The sequence below is a fragment of the Lactiplantibacillus sp. YT640 genome (assembly GCF_049745435.1).
GTDB lineage: Bacteria > Bacillota > Bacilli > Lactobacillales > Lactobacillaceae > Lactiplantibacillus > Lactiplantibacillus plantarum.
In genome coordinates this window covers 97943-121834 of the sequence record NZ_JBMNVY010000003.1, presented here as the reverse complement: position 1 = coordinate 121834, position 23892 = coordinate 97943, and the positions used below count along the sequence as shown (strand labels likewise).

General features: G+C 45.5%; 24 protein-coding genes, 1 pseudogene and 1 riboswitch. Of the genes and pseudogenes, 15 read left to right on the top strand and 10 right to left on the bottom strand.

Annotated elements, in window-relative coordinates:
- Positions 1-281 precede the first annotated feature (281 nt).
- From ACOV1R_RS03380 to ACOV1R_RS03370, 3 genes are read right to left on the bottom strand one after another with little or no spacing between them, the layout of a single operon-like run.
- Positions 282-950, bottom strand: a complete 669-nt coding sequence (locus tag ACOV1R_RS03380) for a YczE/YyaS/YitT family protein (protein ID WP_003640660.1) — start codon at positions 948-950, stop codon at positions 282-284.
- Positions 947-1384 (bottom strand): MarR family winged helix-turn-helix transcriptional regulator, encoded by a 438-nt coding sequence (locus tag ACOV1R_RS03375; RefSeq protein ID WP_015380423.1) that lies wholly within the window; start codon positions 1382-1384, stop codon positions 947-949. The genes ACOV1R_RS03380 and ACOV1R_RS03375 overlap by 4 nt, the downstream gene beginning before the upstream one ends.
- A gap of 58 nt (positions 1385-1442) precedes the next feature.
- Positions 1443-1910 (bottom strand): GNAT family N-acetyltransferase, encoded by a 468-nt coding sequence (locus ACOV1R_RS03370; protein ID WP_003640658.1) that lies wholly within the window; start codon positions 1908-1910, stop codon positions 1443-1445.
- A gap of 293 nt (positions 1911-2203) precedes the next feature.
- On the opposite strand from ACOV1R_RS03370, the gene ACOV1R_RS03365 reads away from it, so the two are divergent.
- The 7 genes from ACOV1R_RS03365 (at position 2204) to ACOV1R_RS03335 (ending at position 7902) form a co-directional block, all read left to right on the top strand.
- Positions 2204-2353, top strand: a complete 150-nt coding sequence (locus ACOV1R_RS03365) for a hypothetical protein (protein ID WP_003645993.1) — start codon at positions 2204-2206, stop codon at positions 2351-2353.
- Between the two features lie 203 nt (positions 2354-2556).
- Positions 2557-3444 (top strand): ABC transporter ATP-binding protein, encoded by an 888-nt coding sequence (locus ACOV1R_RS03360; protein ID WP_003645994.1) that lies wholly within the window; start codon positions 2557-2559, stop codon positions 3442-3444.
- A complete protein-coding gene (locus ACOV1R_RS03355) occupies positions 3441-4211 on the top strand; it encodes an ABC transporter permease (protein ID WP_003640655.1) in 771 nt (256 codons plus the stop codon). The genes ACOV1R_RS03360 and ACOV1R_RS03355 overlap by 4 nt, the downstream gene beginning before the upstream one ends.
- Entirely contained in the window at positions 4189-5298 is a 1110-nt protein-coding gene (locus ACOV1R_RS03350) for a sensor histidine kinase (RefSeq protein WP_015380422.1), read from the top strand. The genes ACOV1R_RS03355 and ACOV1R_RS03350 overlap by 23 nt, the downstream gene beginning before the upstream one ends.
- A gap of 9 nt (positions 5299-5307) precedes the next feature.
- Positions 5308-5913, top strand: a complete 606-nt coding sequence (locus tag ACOV1R_RS03345; RefSeq protein WP_003645996.1) for a response regulator transcription factor — start codon at positions 5308-5310, stop codon at positions 5911-5913.
- A gap of 154 nt (positions 5914-6067) precedes the next feature.
- Positions 6068-7474: an FAD-dependent oxidoreductase gene (locus ACOV1R_RS03340; protein WP_003645997.1), complete on the top strand. Its 1407-nt coding sequence runs from the start codon at positions 6068-6070 to the stop codon at positions 7472-7474.
- A gap of 179 nt (positions 7475-7653) precedes the next feature.
- On the top strand, positions 7654-7902 hold the full coding sequence (locus tag ACOV1R_RS03335; protein ID WP_003645998.1) for a hypothetical protein: 249 nt from the start codon (positions 7654-7656) through the stop codon (positions 7900-7902).
- 94 nt (positions 7903-7996) lie between these two features.
- Here the strand turns inward: ACOV1R_RS03335 and ACOV1R_RS03330 are convergent, their stop codons facing one another.
- The 4 genes from ACOV1R_RS03330 to ACOV1R_RS03315 form a co-directional block, all read right to left on the bottom strand.
- Entirely contained in the window at positions 7997-8941 is a 945-nt protein-coding gene (locus tag ACOV1R_RS03330; protein WP_003645999.1) for an NADP-dependent oxidoreductase, read from the bottom strand.
- Between the two features lie 163 nt (positions 8942-9104).
- On the bottom strand, positions 9105-9629 hold the full coding sequence (locus ACOV1R_RS03325; RefSeq protein ID WP_024272617.1) for a substrate-binding domain-containing protein: 525 nt from the start codon (positions 9627-9629) through the stop codon (positions 9105-9107).
- 144 nt (positions 9630-9773) lie between these two features.
- Positions 9774-10652 carry an IS3 family transposase gene (locus ACOV1R_RS03320; RefSeq protein WP_261798361.1) on the bottom strand — a complete coding sequence of 293 codons (879 nt, stop codon included), beginning with the start codon at positions 10650-10652 and terminating at the stop codon, positions 9774-9776.
- Positions 10653-10669: 17 nt separating this feature from the next.
- Complete coding sequence (locus ACOV1R_RS03315; RefSeq protein ID WP_424743269.1) at positions 10670-10921, bottom strand: transposase; 252 nt, start codon at positions 10919-10921, stop codon at positions 10670-10672.
- Positions 10922-11416: 495 nt separating this feature from the next.
- On the opposite strand from ACOV1R_RS03315, the gene ACOV1R_RS03310 reads away from it, so the two are divergent.
- The 3 genes from ACOV1R_RS03310 (at position 11417) to ACOV1R_RS03300 (ending at position 13235) form a co-directional block, all read left to right on the top strand.
- On the top strand, positions 11417-12049 hold the full coding sequence (locus ACOV1R_RS03310) for an NAD(P)H-binding protein (RefSeq protein WP_003646012.1): 633 nt from the start codon (positions 11417-11419) through the stop codon (positions 12047-12049).
- A gap of 229 nt (positions 12050-12278) precedes the next feature.
- Positions 12279-12668 (top strand): YbgA family protein, encoded by a 390-nt coding sequence (locus ACOV1R_RS03305; protein WP_003646013.1) that lies wholly within the window; start codon positions 12279-12281, stop codon positions 12666-12668.
- A 165-nt stretch (positions 12669-12833) separates the two neighbouring features.
- Positions 12834-13235, top strand: coding sequence for a Spx/MgsR family RNA polymerase-binding regulatory protein (locus ACOV1R_RS03300; protein ID WP_003640632.1), 402 nt, complete (start codon positions 12834-12836; stop codon positions 13233-13235).
- Between the two features lie 199 nt (positions 13236-13434).
- Here the strand turns inward: ACOV1R_RS03300 and ACOV1R_RS03295 are convergent, their stop codons facing one another.
- Positions 13435-14040 (bottom strand): NUDIX hydrolase N-terminal domain-containing protein, encoded by a 606-nt coding sequence (locus ACOV1R_RS03295; protein WP_003646014.1) that lies wholly within the window; start codon positions 14038-14040, stop codon positions 13435-13437.
- Positions 14041-14055: 15 nt separating this feature from the next.
- On the bottom strand, positions 14056-14808 hold the full coding sequence (locus ACOV1R_RS03290; RefSeq protein ID WP_003646015.1) for a DeoR/GlpR family DNA-binding transcription regulator: 753 nt from the start codon (positions 14806-14808) through the stop codon (positions 14056-14058).
- Between the two features lie 192 nt (positions 14809-15000).
- Here ACOV1R_RS03290 and ACOV1R_RS03285 point away from each other — a divergent pair.
- Positions 15001-16692 (top strand): annotated as a pseudogene (locus ACOV1R_RS03285) (FAD-dependent oxidoreductase).
- A 120-nt stretch (positions 16693-16812) separates the two neighbouring features.
- Positions 16813-17958: an ArgE/DapE family deacylase gene (locus ACOV1R_RS03280; RefSeq protein ID WP_054519158.1), complete on the top strand. Its 1146-nt coding sequence runs from the start codon at positions 16813-16815 to the stop codon at positions 17956-17958.
- A gap of 69 nt (positions 17959-18027) precedes the next feature.
- Here ACOV1R_RS03280 and ACOV1R_RS03275 read toward each other — a convergent pair whose 3' ends face one another.
- Positions 18028-18477: a MarR family winged helix-turn-helix transcriptional regulator gene (locus ACOV1R_RS03275; RefSeq protein ID WP_003640626.1), complete on the bottom strand. Its 450-nt coding sequence runs from the start codon at positions 18475-18477 to the stop codon at positions 18028-18030.
- Between the two features lie 165 nt (positions 18478-18642).
- Between ACOV1R_RS03275 and ACOV1R_RS03270 the strand changes: the two genes are divergently transcribed.
- The 3 genes from ACOV1R_RS03270 (at position 18643) to ACOV1R_RS03260 (ending at position 23844) form a co-directional block, all read left to right on the top strand.
- Positions 18643-20037 carry a DHA2 family efflux MFS transporter permease subunit gene (locus ACOV1R_RS03270; protein WP_054519157.1) on the top strand — a complete coding sequence of 465 codons (1395 nt, stop codon included), beginning with the start codon at positions 18643-18645 and terminating at the stop codon, positions 20035-20037.
- 56 nt (positions 20038-20093) lie between these two features.
- Positions 20094-20159, top strand: a riboswitch (Fluoride riboswitch).
- Positions 20160-20210: 51 nt separating this feature from the next.
- Positions 20211-21500, top strand: a complete 1290-nt coding sequence (eno, locus tag ACOV1R_RS03265; protein WP_097557980.1) for a phosphopyruvate hydratase — start codon at positions 20211-20213, stop codon at positions 21498-21500.
- Positions 21501-21567: 67 nt separating this feature from the next.
- A complete protein-coding gene (locus ACOV1R_RS03260; protein WP_216781728.1) occupies positions 21568-23844 on the top strand; it encodes an HAD-IC family P-type ATPase in 2277 nt (758 codons plus the stop codon).
- Positions 23845-23892: the final 48 nt, after the last annotated feature.

The window sequence follows — 23892 nt, the reverse complement described above, 5'->3', positions numbered from 1 at the left end:
CTATTAGGGTCAATAAATGGTCCGCCTGTAACGACTGGGGATCCAGCGCTAAGTGGCGTTTGGTAGCGATGAAAATGATCGACAATTACTACAACATGTAATAACGAGCATGTGGGTCCAAAGTAAATCAATTAGGAGAATAATTAACGGATAGCCGATGTTCACCTGCATTAGTGGCTGAAAGAATTCGGGCACTGGCAGACTAACGAATTGGCGTGAACACAAGCCAAAAAACACGATCACTAGCCAGTGACCGTGTTTTTATTTGATAATTCTGGAAATTAGTTGTTCGCGTCAGCGGCTGGTGTCATCCAAGCAACAAATCGATTTGCATGTTCGGTAAAGAAATTTACGAGTCGCCCAGTTAAAAAGGCTGCAATGAGGGTACCTTCCCGAACCCCCGCTAAAGAATGAGTAAAGCTGAGTGCCAGGACTAGTGAAATGCCAATCAGAATGAAATCATTATAAACTTTGACTTTGGCAAACTTGAGTTGATGCATCAGTGCGATGGCGTTCGGAAGTCCTTCACCAGGCATGATAATGGCGTGTGAATTGACTTCTAAAAAGACACCTAACGATAAGAGCACCGTTCCCATTAAGACAAGTCCGAGTTGCTCGATGTATGTTTGATTAGGAAGACTATGGAAAAACCGCACAAAAGCATCGATGAACCAACCGAACAGGCTACCCGGAATTAATTGCAATAAGTTTTGCCAGGAGAACTGCCGGCGCAAAACGATGGCTTCTAGTAGAACTAAAATGAAAATAAAAGCAATTGTCAACTGGCCAATTGGAATTGCCGTAATATTGCTAATGACATTCGGAATACTTGAAATTGGGGACGTTCCTAATAAGGATAATTTAGAGAGTGCGACGCCAGCTGACATGCACAGGATACCAATTACGAGGACTCCAAAGTGTTTAATGAATTTTTTCAATGACGATTTCAATCTCTTTTCTCTTGTAAGGCGAGGTAAACTTGTTGTAATTGGTTCGTAAACACTTGCTCGTTGACTTCTGGATGAGCAGTGAAGAAGTCATGCCACCAGTCAATCAATGTTTTCTTAATGGCGATAGCAATTTGTTCACCAGCCGGTGTCAAGTTAATTCGTAGACTACGCTGATCGGCAGGATCACGAAACCGGATGACGAGTTGGCGTTGCTCAAGTTGACGAACAGTTCGAGCTAATAAACTAGGATCGAGCATCAGACTGGCAGCCAAGTCCTTTTGAGTTTGGGCCGGGTGATCGTAAACAACCAGTAATAAGTCACTTTCGGTCGCCCGAATGTTCAGCGCCTGTAGTTGGGTGTTGATGCTGTTTTTGGATTCGCGGTAAATACCCGCAATATATTTAGTTAGACTAAAATATTCGATAGTCAGCACTCCTTTTTTATAAATAGTGGACAAGTCTATTATTTATAAAAAAAACGACCTTGTCAAGTCAGTCGTTTAATGGGTCACAGTTGTAAGTCATAGTTAATAGTGGATATGGACGGCCCTGATCATCAGTTGGTTGGCGATTAGTGACTTGGAAACCACGGTGTTCATAAAATTGACGCGCCCGTGGGTTTTGTTCATTCACTGTAAGCGTTGTGGCACCATAATCCTGAATACTAGTTTGCAGTAAGGCGGTTCCAATACCAGCGCCACTAGCGGCTGGGGCGATAAAAAGCATGGCTACTAGTGAACCATCAATACCGATGAAACCAGTTGGGGTATTTTGATCATCCACTGCAACGAGCAGTTGTGGAACGGTTCGTAATGCTGTGGGGACTTCGTGCTCAATGGTTGTGATTTCAGCGGGCGTTAGAAAGTGGTGACTGGCGTCGACGGACTGTCGCCAGAGTTGAGTTAATTGGCTAATCAATTGCGGAGTTCGCTCGGCAGGCGGGAAAGACTTAATTAACAATGGTCGACCTCCTTATTTTCGTTGTGATTGATTAAGTTTAACATAAGAGCCGGTGTCAGTGCCAAAACTAATTTAACGGTTGGAATGACCTTTGAATGTATTGAACTTTTGATGGACTAATCATTTTCCAACTGGAGAATGGCGGATTAAAGACATACATACGTAGGCGAGTAACAACTAAACGAAGTGAAATCACAGTTAATCAGCGACCACCCTCAGTTAGGAATGGCAGATCAATCGACATTGTATTGGCTGGCTCGTATACTAGCGAAAAGTGGATTGGATGTGTTGGAATGAAATTTGTAATTTTTGGCGGTGAATTACTGGTGTTAGCTGCCTGGCTCATTTATGGTCGAACACTGCCATTGAGTTTGCGTATCATTGGTGTTATTGGAATCATTATCGTTTCGCAATTGGCACATTGGGTATTGAAAGCACGGTAACTAGCGTTATTAATTGTGATTCAAATGAGCTTTTGATGTAAATCCAGAAGCTCACTTTTTGTCTGGGTTATTTTCTAAAGAATTATGCTAGCTTATCAATACTGTTGAAATAATGACATTTGTCACCTGATCATTATGACAAACGCGACTACTCGACCCGATTACGTTGGCGTACACTATAGTCATTAAAGGAGGCGGGGATAATGACACCGTTGATTGAAGCAACTAAGGTCGCATTTAGTTATGGTCAACAGTCAGTTTTGACTGATATTAATATGACGATCATGCCGGGCGAGATTGTTGGCTTGATTGGTGAAAATGGGGCCGGCAAAACGACGTTGTTAAATTTGTTATTAGGAATCAAACGAGTTCAGCAGGGCCATCTCAAGGTGTTCGGGCAAGCGGCCGGTAGCCTGGCGGCGCGATTAAAGATTGGGTCAATGATGCAGGGTGATATGACAATTCAAGGCGTGACGGTGCGTGATATGTTAAGGCTAGCTGCGGCACAACGTCTGCCTGAATTTGATTGGCAAGCATTATTAGCCACCTTGAAACTACAAGACATAGCCCAGCAACGCTTGACGGCGTTATCTGGAGGACAGTTACGACGAGTCACCTTTGCTTTGGCACTGGTAGGTGATCCCGATTTGTTATTTTTAGACGAGCCGACCGTTGGCATGGATACCAATGCGCAACAGACATTTTGGCAACAGATTAGGCGCTTGAAGGCCGCTGGTAAAACCATTATCATTACCAGTCATTACCTACCGGAGATTGAAGCCATCGCTGATCGAATTATGTTGCTGAAGGACGGGCGCTTTGTCTTTCAAGGCTCGTTTGCCGTGTTGCAAAAACAATACCAACAAGTGGAGATTCGTTGCCAAACGAGACTGCCAGCGGATCGGTTTACAAATTTAACGGCAGTAACTGCGGTTACTAAGCAAGGCGACGAACTACGCATGAGTAGTGAAGACGGTGACGCTACGCTGCAAGCGATGATGCCCATAATCAGTGAGTTGCATCAAGTCTCAATTAGTCGTGAATCATTGACGGATATTTTTGTTCATCTGACGAAGGGAGTCTCAGCATGAAAATTTTAATGGCTCAACTGAGATTTGATGCACGGCGTTTGATTATTCGAAACGCAGCGTTTCAGTTTTTTGCCTTGGTGATGCCAGCAGCTTTTTACTTGTTATTTACAAAAGTAATGGTTACCGGTGGCACAACGGCTCAAATCGCACTTTTTAATCGGTCTTATATGGGCAGTATGATCGTTTATAGTGGGACGATCAGTACGCTGTTCAGTATTGCCCAGATTCTAATGCATGATCGGGAACGGGGACTATTACGGTGGCTACGGTTAACGCCACACGGGGTAGTACCGTACTATCGTTCGATTGGCATGATGAGTTTGGGAATGAATGCGTTAACGGTCGTTATTTTAGGTGCGATTGCGGTCGTTGTGAACCACGTTGATTTAACCGTGGTTCAATGGCTAGGGATACTTGGAATTGCTCTGATTGGTCAATTACCGACATTGCTTATGGGCGTTGGACTCTCATTTTTGAATCGTGCCGAAACGTTGAGTGTCGCTAGTAATTTAATTACCTTTCCAATGGCCATTATTAGTGGTCTATGGTGGCCCATTAGCCTATTACCAAGCTGGCTACAGGTGATTGGTAAACGACTGCCAACATATTATGTGAACGATTTGTTGGTCAACTGGGGCACCCATGGTACACTAAAATTAATCGATTTGCTTGGTATCGGGCTGTGGGTGTGCGGCCTATTAGTGATTGTTAGTTGGGTGATTCAGCGGGGACTTAAACGGGGGAATGGCGTTGTTGACGCATCATAAAAATAAATTGAAGACGATTGAATGGACGAGCTACGTGTGGCTCGCCTATTTGCCGTATACAATTGCGGCTTACATACCCGTTAAATCTTGGCATGATTGGCTTTGGCTATTGCTTGTTGGTGGTTTTCTTGTGTTGTACATCTTGGTTGTCGAGAAGCCACATTGGCGTGCAGTGACGATGCCAGCGGAGTTAGTTGTGACGGGACTGTTTGCGGTATTTGCGGCTAACAATTTTATGATCATCTTTCCCGGCTGGCAAGTGAGCTTTTTACTTGGTCGTCGTCCTAAACGAGAATTTTATGGTTTTGCTTTAGGGTATTATGCCTTTTTAATTGGTGGCTGTATACGAGACTATTTACAATATCCTGGTGTGTTTGGGTGGCATAATGGTGACGTGATGGGCTTAGTTTTTCCATTGTTATCACCCATACTCGCGTATACCTTTTCGTGGTCAGTTGAACGACAGCGCCAACTCAACCAAACTAACCGCCGATTAAAAACAATTGTGGAACGTAACGAGCGTGAACGAATCGCGCGTGACTTGCACGATACCCTTGGACAAAGCTTTTCAATGATTACACTCAAAACGGAATTAGCTAAAAAATTACTCGTCAAAGCACCGGAGAAAGTGGCACCAGAATTGGACGAAATCGAACAAACCAGTCGCCAAAATTTACAGTTAGTTCGCGAAATCGTCAATAATTTGCATGAACAATCGCTCACAGAAGTCCTATTGGCCCAAACTCGTAATCTAGCAGCGGTTGGTGTCTGGACGACGACCACTGGTGAGACACAGGCAACCAAGTGGCCGACAACGGTCCAAAGTTGTTTTGCGGCGGTGTTAGTTGAAGCCATGACCAATGTGATGCGCCACGCACACGCGCACGAGGTGCGGATTGATTTTGTCGAGACGGCAAAAATTTATCAGATTAAGCTGAAAGATGACGGTAAAGGTGGAACCTTGATTCGTCAGGGCGCCAACGGGATTGCCGGGATGCGAACCCGCTTGCAAGCTAAACAGGGCACCTTTGCCATCACGAGTAGTCGGCGCGGCACCCAGTTGATCTTAACTTTACCAAAGGAGTAGTGAGTCAGCATGATAACTTTATACTTAGCAGAAGACCAAAGCATGTTGAATTCTGCCTTGACCCAATTACTGGAATTAGAAGATGATCTACACGTGGTGGGTAGCGCAGTAGACGGCATAAACGCCTGGCAGGAGTTGCAAGAACTGCAACCGGATGTCGCAATTCTGGATATCGAAATGCCAGGGATAACCGGCTTGGATGTTGCTGATCTATTGGACAGTTCGCAGCTAGCCACGAAAGTAATAGTTTTGACGACTTTTGCGCAACGCCGTTATTTTGAACGAGCAGTTAAAGCCAATGTCGCGGGATATTTGTTAAAAGATAGTCCGAGTGATGACCTAATTGATGCAATTCGAGCTGTGATGACCGGCCGCACCATCTATGCGCCCGAGCTAGTCACGAATATGTTGTCAGCAGACAACAATCCATTGACCGAACGGGAACTAGCAGTTTTGGTCGAAGCTGAGAAGGGGTTGCCCACGAAGACGATTGCGGCCAATTTATACTTGTCAGCGGGGACGACCCGTAATTACTTATCCGCCATTTTTAGCAAATTGGGGGTTCACAATCGATTAGAAGCGATTCGTGTGGCGAAAGCTAATCAGTGGTTGTAAAGCTAGGCTGTTTGAACGAGGGGCCAACTAGGTTTGTTTTCATCAACACATATACAAATGATTTGGTGCGCGATATAATTAATTGAACAGTGGTTAATGTTGAGCCCACTTACTAATTACGTGGCAAATCTGGAAGAATGGAAGATCCGGTAAGATGAAAGTAATGATCATCGGTAGTACCCACGCTGGTACGGCAGCGGCACGCGAAATTTTAACACGTCATCCGGAGACGGCGGTGACGATTTACGAGCGGAATGATAACGTTTCGTTTGTTTCGAGTGGGATTTATTTGTACTTAACGGGTGTCATCCAACACCTGGAAGACATGTTTTACACCTCGCCGTCTGACTTGAAGCAGTTAGGCGCTCAAGTTAAGACCCGCCATAATGTTTTACGAATTGATACGGGCCATAAAACGGTGCAGGTCGCCAATATGCAGACTGGCGAAGTCTTTGATGACACTTATGATAAGCTGATTATGGCAACTGGTTCATCAGTTATTGTGCCACCAATTATGGGTATCGATCATGAGAAAGTATTACTGTGCAAAAACTACGAGCAGGCGGAACAACTTTATCAATCTCTACAGGCCAACCAACGCGTTGCAATTGTTGGGGCCGGATATATGGGGACCGAGTTAGCGGAAAGCTATGCTAGTATGGACCAACAAGTCATGTTATTTCATTCGCATTCACATATTTTGAATAATTATCTTGGCCCCCAAATGGCGGATGCTGCAACTAAACTCTTACAACATCACCAGGTCGATATCCACCTCAATGAACGGGTGACTGGATTCGCAAGCGGTTCGAATGATCAGTTGATCGTTGAAACCGCGCAGGGTGATTATGAGGTTGATCTGGCCGTCGTTTGCGCGGGCTTTATGCCGAATACGGAATTGTTACGCGGGCAGGTCGCTATGGACCGCCATGGTGCTATCTTGATCAATGATTATGTTCAAACCTCTGACCCGGATATTTATGCGGCTGGGGATGCTTGCGTGGTCAATTATAATCCCACGGGACAGCCGGCGTATACACCATTGGCAACTAACGCACTGCGCCAAGGTGCGTTGGCGGGGATCAATGTTTTCGGAGATTTACAGCCGTACATGGGAACGCAAGCCACCTCAGCCATGCAATTATTTGATCACACGATGGCCACAACTGGTTTGACCTATCTAGCCGCGCAAAGACGAGAACTACCAGTACGACACGCCGTCTATCAAGGCAATTGGCGGCCAGCTTATATGCCGACGACGGCCAAAGTCACGATTGAACTAGTTTATAATTATCAGAATCGTCAGCTTCTCGGCGCGCAATTCTGGAGTCGTCACGACATTGCCCAAGCTGCAAACACGATCTCAGTAATGATTCAAAATCAGAATACGATTGATGATTTGGCTTACGTGGATATGTTCTTTCAGCCGAATTTTAATCAACCGTTCAACTATTTAAATTTGGTGGGGCAACTAGCCGTCAAACAAGAATATCAGCGAGGCAATCAAACACCACGAATTACAGCTCGTGGTAACTGGTCGAATAGTAGTGATAAGCATTGACCTAACGTAAAGCAGCACAGGCGCATTAAATCACAGACTTGGGATCATTTCCCAAGTCTGTTTTTATGCCATCCAAATGATGAAAGCACTGTTCGTCATCCCATAATTGTTGAAAAAGCTTGACTTACGCTGACAGGAACCCTGTATAATAGGTTCCAATCAAAGGTGGGGATCAGGACATGCAAGTAAAAGTGAAATGGCTGTCGGGGTTGCTAGTGGTTTTGCTAGTACTGGGGCTCAGTGGATGTATGGCACAACAACACCGCATGAAGTATGTACAGTCAAATACGCCTACGTTATTTTTCCACGGTGGCGGTAATAGGTATCACGCCGAGGCACAGATGGGACAAGCGGCTGAAAATGCAGGGGTGACAACTAGCGTTATTCGGGCGATGGGGCTTAAAAAAGGGCGCTTCAGGAATTCGTAGTGGATTCTTGAAGCGCCCTTTTAAGGCTTTAATGCGTCGTTTGACAGTCAATGTGGCGATTGGTCAATTGGCTGAGGCTGGAGCCGATACCGTATTAAGCTTCAGTGCCGACGTTGATGATGAGCTTACCAGCACTGTGACTGTTTTCGCTATACCGGTGGGCGGCTTGGAGACCAGCCGTACTAAACGGAAAGACTTGGTCGATGATGACTTGTAAGTGTCCTTCAACGGCGAGCTGCCCCAAGATGGCTAACTCCCGGCCGTTGGGTTGTAACCACCAGCTGGAGACAGTGGGACCTTGGGATTTTTGAGCCGCCGTTGGTTGCCCATCAATCGTCACGAGTCGGCCAGTTGGCTTTAAGATTGCCAAGCCCTCATCAATGGCGTCAATGGTATCAAAGACGGCATCGTAGTCTGTAAGGACATCTTGAATAGCCGTCGTGTGGTAATCAATGACGTGGTCAGCGCCGATTTGCTTCAACAGCGTATGGTGATTGGCGCTCGCAGTAGTCGCAACCTCGGCACCGAGGTACTTAGCAATCTGGATGGCATTTAAACCAACCCCGCCAGCACCGGCTTGAATTAAGACTTTCTCGCCAGCTTGAATCTTTAATTGGTCATGAATGACTTGGTAAGCAGTTAGCCCCGCTAACGGCAAAGCGGCGGCTTGTTCAAAAGAAAGACTGGCTGGTTTTAGTGCTAACTTGTCTTCTTTGACTGCGGCATATTCAGCGTAGGTCCCGCGCCGGCCATCCGCATAAATGTCTGGGCGGGCAAAGACTTCATCACCAACCTTAAAGTTGGTCACGGCCGCGCCAGCCTCAACAATGGTCCCAGCGACGTCCCAACCAAGGACAACTGGCATTTTCCAGTCAAACATGCCTTTAAGCAACCCTTGACGAGCTTTCCAATCGATGGGGTTGATACTCGTTGCCTGAACGGCGACTAAGACCTCGTCCTGATCAATGCTGGGACGTTCGATAGTGGCCATCTGGAGTTCTTCGGGCCCACCGTACTGATTAATAATGACTGCTTTCATTTTAAATAATTCCTCCCTGAAACTGAATAACCTAGCTTAGCATTTTAGTTGTGCTCAATTCAATTATTTAGTTCGAATTAGCGTGAATTAGATGCGCGTCGTCTTCAGCAGCCATCAATTGGGTAGTGTGTTGTGGTGATTGGTGAGAGCTGAGTCGATACTGTTAGTCAGTAGGTATTTGTTGCTGCAGGTCTGTCGCCAGTTGCGTTAAAAAGGTTTTGGCGGCTTCCGACAAGCGTTGTCCCTTAGTCCAGACTAGGCTAGTGCGGGCGGTTATTCGAGGTGTTAGTGGGATGAAAATCAAATCGGATTGGTTCGTATTGATGATGCCATCAATCCCTAACGCGTACCCGACGCCCGCAGAAACTAGTAACGAGGCATTATAGAGTAAATTATAAGTGGCGACGATGGTGAATTTGGGCGTGCTTTCACCATACCAATCCTGAAGTTGATTGATCGTACCGTGTTGTGCAGAAACAATGATCTTTTGGCCTTCAAGATCAGCTAAGCTAATGTAATCATGGTCAGCTAGCGGCGAATGCCGCGGAACCAGTAATCCCCAGCGACTTTCGCCGGGCAGATGGATAAAGTTTAAGTCGTGTTTGTCAGTTGGTTCCGTGACGATTCCAAAGTCAAAGTTCCCGGTTTTGAGGTTGGTTCGAATCTGATTCGCATTACTACTCGTCACATTGATCCTGATTTTCGGATACTGGATTGAAGTCAATATTTGAGACAGATTTTAAGAGACATTCAGAACCGCGTTTACCTTCCACAGCTCAAATAAATCATTAATCGTGATTAATAACTTATTTGAACCATGGAAAGCATTAAATCAGGCGGCCATTTGGCTCGTAAGTGTTGCGATTTCAACTTGTAAGGGGGTCTGGTAGCCCAGTGAACTATGAATTCTCTTCCTATTGTAGAAAGCATGCACATATTCAAAAAGGACAGCAGCGGCAGTTTCATAATTCTCAAAGACCGGCACTGGATAAACACATTCCTTTTTGAGGGAAGCATGAAAAGATTCCATTGGTGCATTATCGTATGGACACCCCTTACGGCTGTAAGAGTGGCGGATATGTAGTTCTGTTAACCGTTGGTTGTAATCATCGCTGGTGTACTGTGATCCTAAGTCTGTGTGGATAATCAGGTCCCCAGTAATGGTTCGATTTTTAACCGCGCTTTCCAGGGTCTTTAAGACTAAATCAGTATCCATCTTTTTTGAGAATGAATAGCCGATAATTCGTCTTGAGTGCAGATCCATGATGGTTGATAAGTAACACCAGCCATTACGCTTCGTTTGAATATAGGTCATATCAGCGGTCCATTTTTGATTTAAACCAGTGGTCGAGAAATCCTGCTTAAGCAAGTTGGGACGCTGTTCAACCTTGGTTTTGGAAGCCGAAGCCGCTTTCCATTTATTGACGGTAACGGAGTGGATATCCAGTTCCTTCATGAGCCGGGAAATCCGTCTTGGGCTGCACCGACGCTGCAGTGGTTGAAGTTCCAGATTCAATTCATGGTGGATCTTCATAACGCCGTATCGCTGCTTGAATTCCGCAAAGATCCGCAGAATCCGTTGTTTTAAGTCCGCATCTTCGGCCCGGCGTTTTGAAGGCTTTGGGGATCGATAACGATAATACTGAGCTCTGGAAACACCGAGGATGCGGCACATCTTAGTTACCTGGTGGTTATGGCTTTCTTGGTGAATGTAATCAAAGATATTGGTTACTTCTGCGCAAGGAAGCCCAGGGCTTTTTTTAGGATTTCGTTCTCCTCAGACAGCGAAGCCAGTCGCTTTTCCATCGCTTTGATTTCGTCTGGCGATTTACCGGGTTGAGTTTTGGCCTGGCCCTGGATCCACTTATGAACGGTTGAATAGCCAATGCCATATTCTCTGGCCAGTTGGGCAGCTGATTCGCCTTGCTTATATAGGTTGATAATGTTTTGTTTGAATTCTTTGTCGTAACGAGTTGGCATGTAAAAATTCCTTCCTTTTGAGAGATGATTTATTCATTATACGCTCTCTTAAAAGTTGTCTCAGGAATCAGCTTACATCCACAATCGCGAACAGAGTTAAGTCGCATCGCTAAGTTTAGGATCGGTTCCTACCCCAAACTTAGCGGTGCTTTTTTCATAGCCAACTGCGGGCATAATAAATTGTCTTTGGGCCTTGGTCATCCTGGCCAAGATAAAATGGTAGGACATTAGTTTATTTCAAAGTTATTAATAGCTATCCGTACTCAGGGCTGACCGGTGGCTGTCATTGACCCTGTTATTCAAAATAAGGCTAATCAGTCATCGAATCACAATTAAGTTTAAATAATGACCGAATTATCATCTTGGAACCGGTATAATAAGCCTTAAGCGACCGAACTGATTAACCATAGGGTGTGGATATGCGCTGTTGGCGTCATTCGTGGTCCGGCCGTTGCTACGAATAAATTAGCGAGTGATGTGAGGACGTGATCAGTAATGAATATTTTGATTATTGGAACGGGTAAATTGGGGTATGAAGTGTATCGTCGAGTGGCCGTGATGCCGCAGCACCACGTGACTTTGTTGGATCATCACCGGCATGAGCATGATGTCTCGTTAGCCACGCAGTTAATCGGGGATGCGAGCAATGTTGATGATTTAAAACGCGCGCTGCGAGGGATTGACGTCGTATTCTCAACGGTGGGCATTACCCACGCGGCGCAGTTTGCCACGGCATTGGTGCAAGCGATGGATGCAGTTGGGGTCAAACGGCTATTTTGGACGACCCAGTTTCAAATCAACTACGATCAGATTTCAGAAGCAATGTACACCTTAGCCCGCCGCGAGTTTGGGTTTAGTCGTGAAGTTGAGACGACCTATGTGGCGGGGCAAAAGGCCGGGGCTGCAGTTATCAGGAATAGTGATTTGGACTATACATTGCTAGCCTGTCATTTTTTCAAGTACAATGATGAAGCGGATCAGTTAATTGTTGAACCAGCTGGAAATGCTGTTAGCGGTGGGCCACTTAGTCTATTCTCATTGGCGACATTGATCACCGATATGTTGGAACATCCACAAGATTATCCGCAACGTGAGCTCATGATCTCAGCTCGGCCAGGCGAAAAGTAACATCAGTTCTGGCTGATTAACTTGAATTGACAACAGTAGTACTCATAAAATATAAGTTTTGATGGCGATAGCTAAGTTGCACCAACAGGTAACTGGGCTATCGCCATTTTTGTGCTAAGTTTCAAAACTTACGACTGTTACCAGTGTACTAATGTAAATTGGTTCTATTTTTCTGAGCCAGACGGTACAATATTTGTAAATTCATCAAAAGATTGAGGAGATGGGAGCAATGTCACAATGGCAACAAGATTGGGCTTACCAAAAGTACTGGGTCATGGCACACTCACAGCAGCATTATAATGCCATCCGACAATTAGCTCGGCACAATGATTGGTCAGCTGCAAAACAGGAACGCTACCAACAATTATTAGCAGAAGCCGAACAAATTACGCCAACTAAAGCCACGTTGACAACGGCTTATCAGCACGTCTGGGGCTATTTTAAAAAGCGGTGTACGCTGGCCGAGAAGCAACGTTACCTGAATTTACTAACGAATTTAACCCCGGCACACGATCAGCTTGGGCCGTTCTTGTGGCAGTTAACGGTGAAGTACGAAGTGGCCTATTTGCTGGCGTCACGCTTGCTGCGTGCGTTTGATCAGCATGAAAATCAACGGTGATTCGTATAACATTTATATTATTTAAACAATAATAAATATGAAAAAACAATGAATTTTTTACGATTACTTCGTTCAGGTCTTTACAAAGTTATGAATAACCTGCTACAATAATAAACAAGTTATAATTATCATAATAAAAACACTAATCAAGGAGGCGAAATAATTATGATTAAATTGTTTACGCAAGCAGGATGTAACTCATCGCGAAAGGCCCGCCAATGGTTCCGGGATCATGATATTGCATTTGAGGAGAAGAACTTTAGTAGCGCAGCCCCTACTGTTAGTGAGTTAAAACAAATTCTGTGCCTAACTGAGAATGGATTGGAAGATATTATTTCTACCCGTTCACAAAGTTATCCCGCAATTGCTGATAAGCTGCCAGATATGTCATTCAATGAGACGCTCCGGCTGTTATGCGAACAACCCCAGTTGTTGCGGCGGCCAATTATTGTTGGTCGTAATAAATTGCAAGTAGGCTTTAATGATGATGATATTCGCCAATTCATTCCCCGGCATATTCGGCGACTGAATTTTCAACAAACCTTAGTTGGATTGGTGGATATGTAATGATAGGGGACTTAAAGTCCACCATATTGTGAAAATGGTAATTACTAGGTTGATGTAAATTAATGTTAATCCGACGCTCTTTTTCATAATTGTTGATGCCAATAGCGGCCTAACTTGATTGAAAGACGTCATAAAGAAACAAAAACATCCCGGCTAGCAGACAGGCTAGTCGGGATGTTTTTGGCGCTTCAGCAGTCATTTAGTCGACTGTGATGGTAGTGGAAGATGCCATTAGCTGTGCCAACTGTTCTTCGGTTGTCCGGTTTTGGGACAACGGTGGCAAGTTGTCGAGCGTAAAGTAGGCTGTTTGGGCGACCTCAATGTTAGGCTCAAATTGGCCATCAGTAATTTCACAAGCAAAGACCAATTTATAATACTGAAATGGTTGGGGAATATCGACACGTAGAGCAGTGTCAAAAACGGTGATGAGCCCCTGAACCGCGACGTGACGGCCAGTCTCTTCCCACACCTCGCGTTGCACATTTTCAGTCGGCGTGTAGCCCACGTCAGCAAAGCCGCCTGGTAAGGCCCATAGTTTCGTTTTAATATCTTGAACGAGTAGTAGCTGATTACCATGGCGTATCAAGCCGCGGACGTCGATTTTGGGGGTGATGTAGCCGGAATCCTGAGTCAGAGCAGTCGTTAAGTCAGCAGTTGATATGTTGGAAGTGGCGGCCATTTGTTGAATCAATAAGGTTTGTAACTTTTGATAGCGATCTTTGTCGAACGGGTCAGTCGTGTAGGCTAAGCCACTTTGAATCAGAGCTAACATTGCCCGTTGAGTGGTTAATAGTGAAGATGGCATGTTAATGATCCTCCTCTAAAGGTAAATAAGTTTATCAGGTGCAATCTTAGTAGCTAGGTTATCCGGTAGTGGCTGATCAGTCACAAAGTAATCAAAATCACTGAGAGCTAGCAAGTTGAAGTTGTGGCTGACGTTCACCTTGGTGTGGTCAAACAACAGCACTAGCCGGTCGCTTTGGGCGCGTAACGTTTCCTTTAAAGCAATATCAGATTCGTAAGCGTAATAAACGCCGTCTGCGGTCAACCCAGCGCAACTCAAGACCGTGGTCGTAAATCGAAATTTGTGTAGTGCTAGAATGCTGTCAGCGCCTTGAACACACCGTTGTTGTGCATCTAATGTGCCACCCAGGATACGCGTTTGAAAATTGCTATGTCGTAATGCCTGGTCAGCAATGTCAAGGGAATTCGTAACGATCATGCCGGGGTGCTTGGACTGGAGATATTGTGGTAGACAGGCAACGGTGGTTGAGATATCTAGAAATAATAACGCATCATTTAGTAAATACGAACTGGCAGTGTGGGCCAGGGCTCGTTTAGTTTGCAGTAAGTCATCATCCCGGTCCAGGTATTGATCTAGCTTATTAAACGTATTCGGCCGACTAATGCCGCCGTAGTTTCGTTCAGCCAAATTATGAGCTGCGAGTTTGACAATATCGCGCCGGGCAGTGTCGCGTGAAGTCCCCGTTAATTGCATAATGTCTTTTAAACTCAGTGATGGGTGGTTTTTTAATTCATCAAGAATCAATGTTAAGCGTGTTTTTTGGTTCATAATTGATCACCTTAAGCTTTTTTAAGTGTTAAACACATACTAACTTATTTTAGCTTAAATAGAAAGCCAATGACGTCAATTAATGAAAACGGTTGAATTAATCGGCGTTGATGTTGTGGTTACGCCTTGAAACCCTTAAAATTAAGCTAATTAGTGGCAGGGCTACAGCATACCTACGAAAGGATGGTTCAGATGGAAGTGAAAAAAGTGGTCATTGTTGGTGGCGTTGGTGGTGGTGCTTCGGCGGCGGCCCGCGTGCGTCGATTGGACGAGTTCGCCCAGATTACAATTTTTGAAAAGGGGCCGGATGTCTCATTTTCCAATTGTGCCTTACCGTACACATTCAGTGATGTGATTGACCAGCCCGATGACGTGATTTTAAAGACACCGATGCAATTCGAGCAACAGTACAATATTGACGTTCAAGTGAATACAACGGTTGTCGCCATTGATGCGCAGGCTAAGACAGTGATGATCAAACGGCAAGGACAGGTAGCAACGACGATCGTCCCATATGATACACTGATTCTTTCACCTGGTGCTCGACCGATACTACCCGCAGTGATTGCGGGAATCGACCGGCCCAATGTTAAAACGGTCCGCAATGTTCAAGATGTCCGAACGATTCAAGCGTATCTGACTGAACAACACGTTCATGATGTGACGATTGTTGGCGGCGGCTTTATCGGACTAGAGATGGCTGAGAATTTACAACAGGCTGGCTATCAGATCACAATCATTGAGGCTGCCGAACACGTCTTGGGCACTTTGGATGACTAGTTTGCTCAGCTAGTACACAAGGAACTATACGATTACGGTGTGCAGGTGATACTGCAAGAACAAGTGACGGCCATTGGTGCAACAAAAGTGCAGCTCGCCTCGGGACGCGCCGTGACCAGCCAGTTAGTGATTGTGGCAATTGGGGTTACACCAGTAACTGAATTAGCGGTTCAAGCGGGTTGTGCGTTAGGCGTGACCGGTGGTATCAAGGTTGATCATCGTTACCAGACGTCCGTGGCCGACATTTATGCGGTGGGTGATGCCATTGAAGTGACTAATCGGCTTACACGTCAATCTACGCGGCTAGCATTGGCATTTCCCGCACAAATGCAGGCCCGACACATGGTGGATCATTTATACGGGCGGACGCCACAGTATCAGGGTGTGATCGGATCGCAGGTTCTTCACATCTTTACGTTAAACGTGGCGTCAACGGGCCTGAACGCTACTGAGTGTGATCACCAGCAACTTGATTATCGGTTCGCAACGGTGGCACCACAGAATCGGGTCAGCGTGATGCCAGGGACAACAGCCGTCTTTCTTAAGTTGATATTCAGTTATCCGACCGGTGAGATTTTGGGCGCGCAGGCCATTGGTCAATCGGACGTTGACAAACCGATTGATATTATCGCTAGTCTAATCACGATGCACGGTCGAGTCAGTGACCTGACAGATGTTGAATTATGTTATTCGCCATGGGTCAGTACCGCCAAAAATGTCGTCAACATGGTTGGCTTGGTGGCGGAAAACGTCCTGAATGATGAATTTAAGCAGGTTGCGGTGACGCAGGTTCGACAGCTGGTCTTGGCGGGGGCGTTTATCATCGATGCCCGTGAACCACAAGAGTACGCTGATGGGCACATCAAGGGCGCTCATAATATTCCACTGAGTCAGTTTCGGCAGCGCTTAGTGGAAATTCCGACCAATCAGCCAGTTTATATTCATTGCCAGACTGGACAGCGAAGTTACAATATGGTCCGCGCGTTACTTCAGCGCGGCTATACGAATGTGGTCAACATTGCTGGGTCGTATGCCGAACTAGTTCAGTATGAATATTTTAATGATCAGACAACGGGGCGAACCTCAATTTTGACACGAACATGATGATTGATAACTAAGATATTAATTTCAACAAAATTTGATAACGTAGCAGAGGCTATTGGGTAAAATAGAAGGTTCAGAAGTGTTAGACTGAAATTATCATAAGAAAGTTGGTGGCAAAATATGCGAACGATTGAAGACGATGCAGCGCTTAAGATTCTAGCGGATGTGATTAAGATTCCATCAGTTAACGACCATGAGTTGACGGTCGCAAAATATTTGCAAGCCCTGTTGGCGAAGTATGATATTTCAGCTAAGATTTACCCCATTACCGGTGATCGTGCAAATCTAGTTGCAGAGATTGGTCATGGGCAGCCTGTTTTAGCGGTTTCCGGTCATATGGATGTGGTTGCGGCAGGTGACCTGGCGGCGTGGGACACCGATCCTTTCACCTTAGTAGAAAAATCCGGTCAGTTATTTGGTCGGGGCGTCACGGATATGAAGGCTGGTTTAGTCGCATTAGTCGCTGCGATGATCAATATTCAGCAGCAAGGTGGCCCTAAACATGGCACCATTCGCTTGTTGGCGACAATGGGCGAAGAAGTTGGTGAAGCTGGCTCAGCTGCCTTTTATCAACAAGGGGCGATGCAAGATGCAGCTGGTTTACTGATTGCTGAACCTTCAACGGTTTATGGAACAGCGGCTGAGCAGAAGGGGTCTTATGACTTAAAATTGACGTCTAAGGGTAAGGCGGTACACAGTTCGACACCCGAACGCGGCTATAATGCTTTAGTCCCGCTGATTAAATTACTCAATGAAGCCAATGACTATTTTGAAACGATTCCGGCAGGCGAGGTGGGACCGGTCAGATTTAACATTGACGTGTTAAACGGTGGGGACCAAGTAAATTCGTTACCCGATTTAGCGACTGCACTCGTTAGTGTGCGGACGATTCCGGAATACGATAATGACCAAGTGACCCAAAAATTAACGGACCTGATCGCAGCGTATAATCAGCAAGGTGCTGACATTAAGATGACCGCTATCATGAATGAGTCACCAATTGCAACCACGGCTGATAATCGGTTAGTAAAGTTAGTGCAGGCCATTGGCAAGCCCTATGCTGGCCGCGATGTTGTCGTTGTCTCAAGTCCGGGAATTACCGATGCTTCTAATTTGGCTAAGCGTCAACCAGCCGATTTTCCCTTTGCGGTTTATGGACCGGGTAATATGACCCAACATCAGGTCAATGAAAGTTTACCAAAACAGATGTTTTATGACTTTATTGCAATTTATCAACAGCTGTTTACACGTTTTTTGGCCGAGTAATCGGTGTTGATTGATCGTAAAATCAAAGACCCGCTAGCAGTCAGTGACTGTCAGCGGGTCTTTGAATGGTTAGTACCAATTTTCAGGTGCATGGGTCGGTGTTGAAAAAGCAACGGCAATTTGTCGCAGGGCTTCGTAAGTTTCGGCGGTATTTACCCCTAAAATTGTCGCCATTCGTTGTTCACTGGTTTCAAAGAAACGTTCGATCTTGGTGGCTAATTGGCGGGCCTTGGGTGTTAGGAGTAGTCGTTTGTAGCGACCATCGTCCTTTGCTGGCACACGAATGAGTAAATCAGCGGCTTCCATTTTGGAAACGAGGCTGGAACAGGTTGCTTTACGAATATTGAACTCTAATTCTAAGTCCCGTTGGAAGAGGTCGTGATGCTGTTCATTGTTGGCAATAAAGTTGATCGTACTGATTTGCATGCCAGTTAGTCCCAGTGATTTTGCATAATGGTCTGAGTCCCTGGCTAATGCATTGTTCGCTTTCTTAATCATGATCCCTAATGAATCTTGCATGGGAGGACTCCTTAATGATATTATGGTTCGTATTCTAACTAAAGTGAATTATAAGAACTAATTGTTAAAAAGTCAATTAAAATAGGGCTTAAAATTTTGAAATAGTGTGCTAAAATAGTTAATTAGTTCGTATTCGAACTATAGGTTAAGGAGCTGATTTTAAGTATGGAAAAACGTGTTGACCTCAAATTGATTCTTGCAATCGTGGCTGCCGGATTACTTTCATTTTGCGGAGTGATCGTGGAGACTGCGATGAATATCACTTTCCCTAAGTTGATGCGAGAATTTGCACTCAATACGGCGACGGTCCAGTGGATGACCACGGCTTACTTGTTAGTAGTCGCAATTATTGTGCCAATTTCGGCGTTTCTGAAACGCCGTTTTCGCACTAAAACGCTGTTTGTGACAGCCAATTTATTGTTTATACTGGGATTGGTCGTTGACGCGACCGCGACCAGTTTTCCCGTTTTAGTCACTGGACGAATCATTCAGGGAATGGGAACTGGGATTGCTTTACCGTTAATGTTTAATATTATTATTGATTGGGCACCAGCACGGCAGAAAGGGACCTTGATGGGAATTGGCACGCTGATTACCGCAATCGCCCCAGCACTGGGGCCGACTTTTGGGGGCTTGATCGTTAGTTGGATGGATTGGCATTGGATTTTCGTATTGCTAATCCCGGTACTCGTGATTTCACTTGTGTTAGGGCTGTATGCGATTCGACAAGCCCAGCCGACAGTTAAAGTTGGATTTGATGTGGTCGGTTGGCTGATGATCGTCCTCTTATTCGTTGGCTTTACAATTGGATTTAGCAAGTTAGCCACGATTACCACGCAACCACTGATTTTTGTGGCTTGGCTAGTGGTCGGTCTGATTGGTCTTGTGGGGTTCGTTATCCGCACACGTCGAGCGGCACAACCGCTAATCAATCTGGCGATTTTTACCACAAAATCTTATGATTTGCACTTAATGGCGTACTTTTTGGTTCAAATCTGTGCCCTCGGGTTGGCCTTCATATTGCCCAACTACATCCAGTTAGTGAACGGCAAGAGTGCTTTGTTAGCTGGCTTATTTGTACTACCTGGCGCGGCAATCGGGGCTGTTTTTGCCCCACTAGGTGGACGTATTCTAGACAGTCTGGGTGCAGCCAAACCAGTCCTAACGGGTTCAACAATTTTGGCTATTGCCATGGCACTGTTTACGGTGTTGGGGATGCACCTGTCAGGCGGTTGGATTTTAGCCATTTACATTTTATTAATGATTGGTATTGGCTTAACCATGGGTAATACGATGACGAGTGGCTTACAGCAGTTGTCAGCTGAGCATCAAGCTGATGGCAATGCCGTGTTCAATACCATGCAGCAGTTTGCAGGGGCCATTGGGACTTCAGTCGTGTCCGCCGTTATCACGTTAGTTCAAGTACAGACGACTGGAACGAGTGCGCATCGGACAGCGTTAGGATCAACCATGGCCTTGGGGTTGTTGCTGATTTTAGTGCTGATTGAATTGGGGACCATGATATTGGCAATGAAGACGCGTCAAGCTGGTCAACGATAAAAATGTTATAAAAAGATTGACATTGTTTTGAGAAGGTGTAATCTTTAGTTGTTCAAAAGTTAATCGGCGATGACGTTCGCCACATAATAATTGATAATCAATTTGATGACGTCTACTGTTTGTTTTTCAGACAGTAGGCGTCTTTTCTTTTTGGTTAAGAAGGAGAGATTGATATGGAAAAACAAGTTATTGAAACGGTAAAGGCTCGCGAAATTTTTGATTCACGAGGTAATCCAACAGTTGAGGCTGACGTTATTTTGTCAGATGGGACGCTAGGACGCGCGGAAGTACCATCGGGAGCTTCGACTGGAGAAAAAGAGGCAGTTGAATTACGCGATGGTGGTGATCGTTTAGCAGGTAAAGGTGTTCTTAAGGCTGTTAATAATGTTAATACGGTCATTAATCATGCTTTACATGGTGCTGACCCGTTTAACCAAGCCCATATTGATCAAATCATGATTGACCTAGATGGTACGCCCAACAAAGCGCGTCTGGGTGCGAATGCTATTTTGGGTGTTTCAATGGCAACGGCACGAGCGGCGGCAAACGCATTACAGCAGCCGCTTTATCGTTACTTAGGTGGCACTGATTTAGAGCTACCCCAAACATTTCATAACGTGATCAATGGTGGGGAGCATGCAGATAATGGCATTGATATTCAAGAATTCATGATTAAACCGGTCGAACGAACCAGTTTTCGGGACGGTTTTGAAAAGATCGTGAATACTTATCATACTTTGAAAAAAGTTATCGAAGATGCCGGGTACACGACTGGTTTAGGTGATGAGGGTGGCTTTGCGCCTGATCTTAAAAACTCAGAAGAAGCCTTGCAAATATTACATGATGCGATTATTAAAGCTGGTTATACACCTGGTAAAGAAATTGCGATTGCTTTTGACGCGGCGGCATCGTATTTTTATAATCGAACGACCCACAATTATGACTTTGAGGGCAAAACGTACACGCCGGCAGCCCTTGGTGATTATTATCTGCAGTTATTAGCGAAGTTTCCAGAAATCGTTTCAATTGAGGACCCATACGGGGAAGAGGACTGGGATAACTTTGCAAGCTTTACAGCTGCTCATGGTGACCAGCTTCAAATTGTGGCTGATGATCCGGTCTGCACTAATCCGCAATTAATTCGGCAAGCAATTCAGCGGGGGATGGCTAACAATATTTTAATTAAATTAAATCAAATCGGGACCGTTACCGAAACTTTGGCCGCGATTCGGCTAGCTCGCAAAAATGGTTATGCCACGATGATGTCACACCGATCTGGCGAAACTGGTGATACTTTCGTCGCTGATTTCACAGTGGCCACCAATGCGGCTCAACTAAAAGCTGGTGCGCCAGCCCGCTCTGAACGCATTGAAAAATATAATCAATTATTGCGAATTGAGGAAGAATTAGGTACTGATGGTGCTCGGTTGGCACACTTCCCAAATAACGTGATGTTTGACTAATTATTTGTGATAAACCTGATTCGACAGTTAGGTTGCCAGTGGTGCTTGTCAAATTCGAGGTGCAGACATGATTGAAGATTTAACGGAGCAACAAGCAGCCGCTAAACTAGCGGCAGATGGATTTAATGATGTCCCAGAACCAACGTTTAACTTTTTTAAGGCCGTAGTCAGTCGTCTATGGGAACCATCGGCATGGATTTTGGAGGGAGCTTTAGTTATTGAAGTTGTTTTGGGTAAAGAAATTCAGGCTGGCTTTATTGCGTTAATGCTGGTCTTTGCAGCCGTCAATGGTGCAATTCAATCGCGACGTGCGGCCCTGGTTTTACAGGAGCTGGCGCATCAATTGACGCCAACCAGTTCGGTACGTCGTGCTGGTCATTGGCAGTTGATTGATGCGAAGGCTTTAGTTGTGGGTGATCTGATTAGTTTACAGGTAGGGAGTGTAATCCCAGCTGATATTCGTGTGTTAACGAATCCAATTCATACGGATGAAAGCTCAATAACCGGTGAATCCGTTGCAGTTAGCCATACGCCGGGTGAAACGGCCTTTGCAGGCACAATGGTGGTAGCCGGGGAAACTTTAGCACGCGTACTGGCGACTGGAAGTCATAGTCGGGCTGGAAAAACAGTCAGTTTGATTAATCAAAACAATGCGCCTGGTCATTTACAACGATTATTGGGTAAAATTATTGGTTACTTGGCATTGTTAGACAGTGCTTTAGCACTCATCATTGTTGGAATAGCGTTAATTCGCCATGCAGACATGATTCAGATGTTACCGTTTCTAGCGATGCTGTTCATTGCGACGATTCCGATTGCCATGCCGTCAAGTTTTGCAGTTGCAAATTCGGTAGAAGCCCGTGAACTTAGCCAGCAGCGGATTCTGGTCAGTGAATTAACGGGTATTCAGGAAGCTGCCAATTTGAATTTATTACTTGTTGACAAAACGGGAACGATAACGACAAATCAGCCGCAAGTCGTGCAGTTTAAAAATTTGTCGGCCAGATCAGATCAGCAATTGTTGCGGTTAGCAGCTAGCGCGACCGATTCGCGACATCCTAGCGTGGTGGATCAAGCAATTGTGAACTTTGCTCATCGCTATCAGTTGAAACGGCTGCCACAGCAGGAATTTAAGCCATTTGATGCAAGTGTTGGTTATGCCGAAGCGCTAGTTGGTGAAGCGCCAACAGTTGTGCGGGTACGTATTGGTGCACTTAGTCGTTTGTACGAGTTAACCGCACAGCAACCGGCTTTAGCAATCGACCAACTGGATTTGACCCGGGGCCGTTCAGTGGCGGTCATGATTAATAATGTTTTACAAGGTGTGTTGATTTTGCAAGATCAACCGCGCCCAGATAGTGCGGCGGCCTTAAAAAGGATTCAACACCGGGGCGTTAAAACGATTATGCTGACAGGCGATAATTTAAAAACAGCACAGGCTGTGGCTGATGCGGTTGGATTAAAGGGCCAAGTGGTTTCCTACCAGACCTTTAAAACGCACTCGCGACCGTTAGCGCAAGTTGCTGGGATTGCCGAAGTTGTTCCAGAGAACAAATTGGCAATTGTCAAAGCTATGCAGCGCGCGGGTTACGTGGTGGGGATGACGGGCGACGGTGTTAATGATGCGCCAGCATTAAAGCAGTCGGAGGTTGGGATTGCCGTTGACAATGCCACTGATTTAGCCAAACGAAGTGCTAAGTTCGTCCTGTTAACGGGTGGTTTGGCAAATATTCTGACGATTTTAGACAGTGGTCATCGCGTCTACCAGCGGATGCTGACTTGGACAATTACCAAACTCACTCGGACGGTCGAACTGACCGTGCTTTTAACAATCGGCTATTTATGGCTAGATTACGTGCCATTGTCGCTGAATGCGATGGTATTAGTGGCTATTCTGAATGATTTAGTAACATTGGTCCTTGGCACTGATCGCACAATCATTCGCCATCGTCCCGAACAGTGGGATATGCCCCGCTTAAGCAAAATTGCGGGGTTCCTAGCGACTGGGTGGACAGCTGTGGGTGTTGGTTTGATAGTCTGGCTGCATGGTTTGGGGTTGTCTGCTGGTCAGTTGAGCACTAGTCTTTACGTCTATCTCATATTTAGTGCAATGTTAACAATCTTGATGACTCGTACTAGTGGTCCATTTTGGCGGGAACGGCCTAGTCGCGCAGTTGGGTTGACCATCGGCTTGAACTGTCTGTTGACCATCGGATTAGCTAGCAGTGGTTGGGGAGTGCCGGCTATTAGTGGCTGGCTAACTTTAATAGTGATCGTATTAGTGTTAATGACTGGTATCGGTTTGACGGTGGCCGGCGACCTCTGGCGACGATTGACTAAATGATTGCAATGCTGATATTCCGCAGGGGATTAATTAATTGCGAAAAGCGTG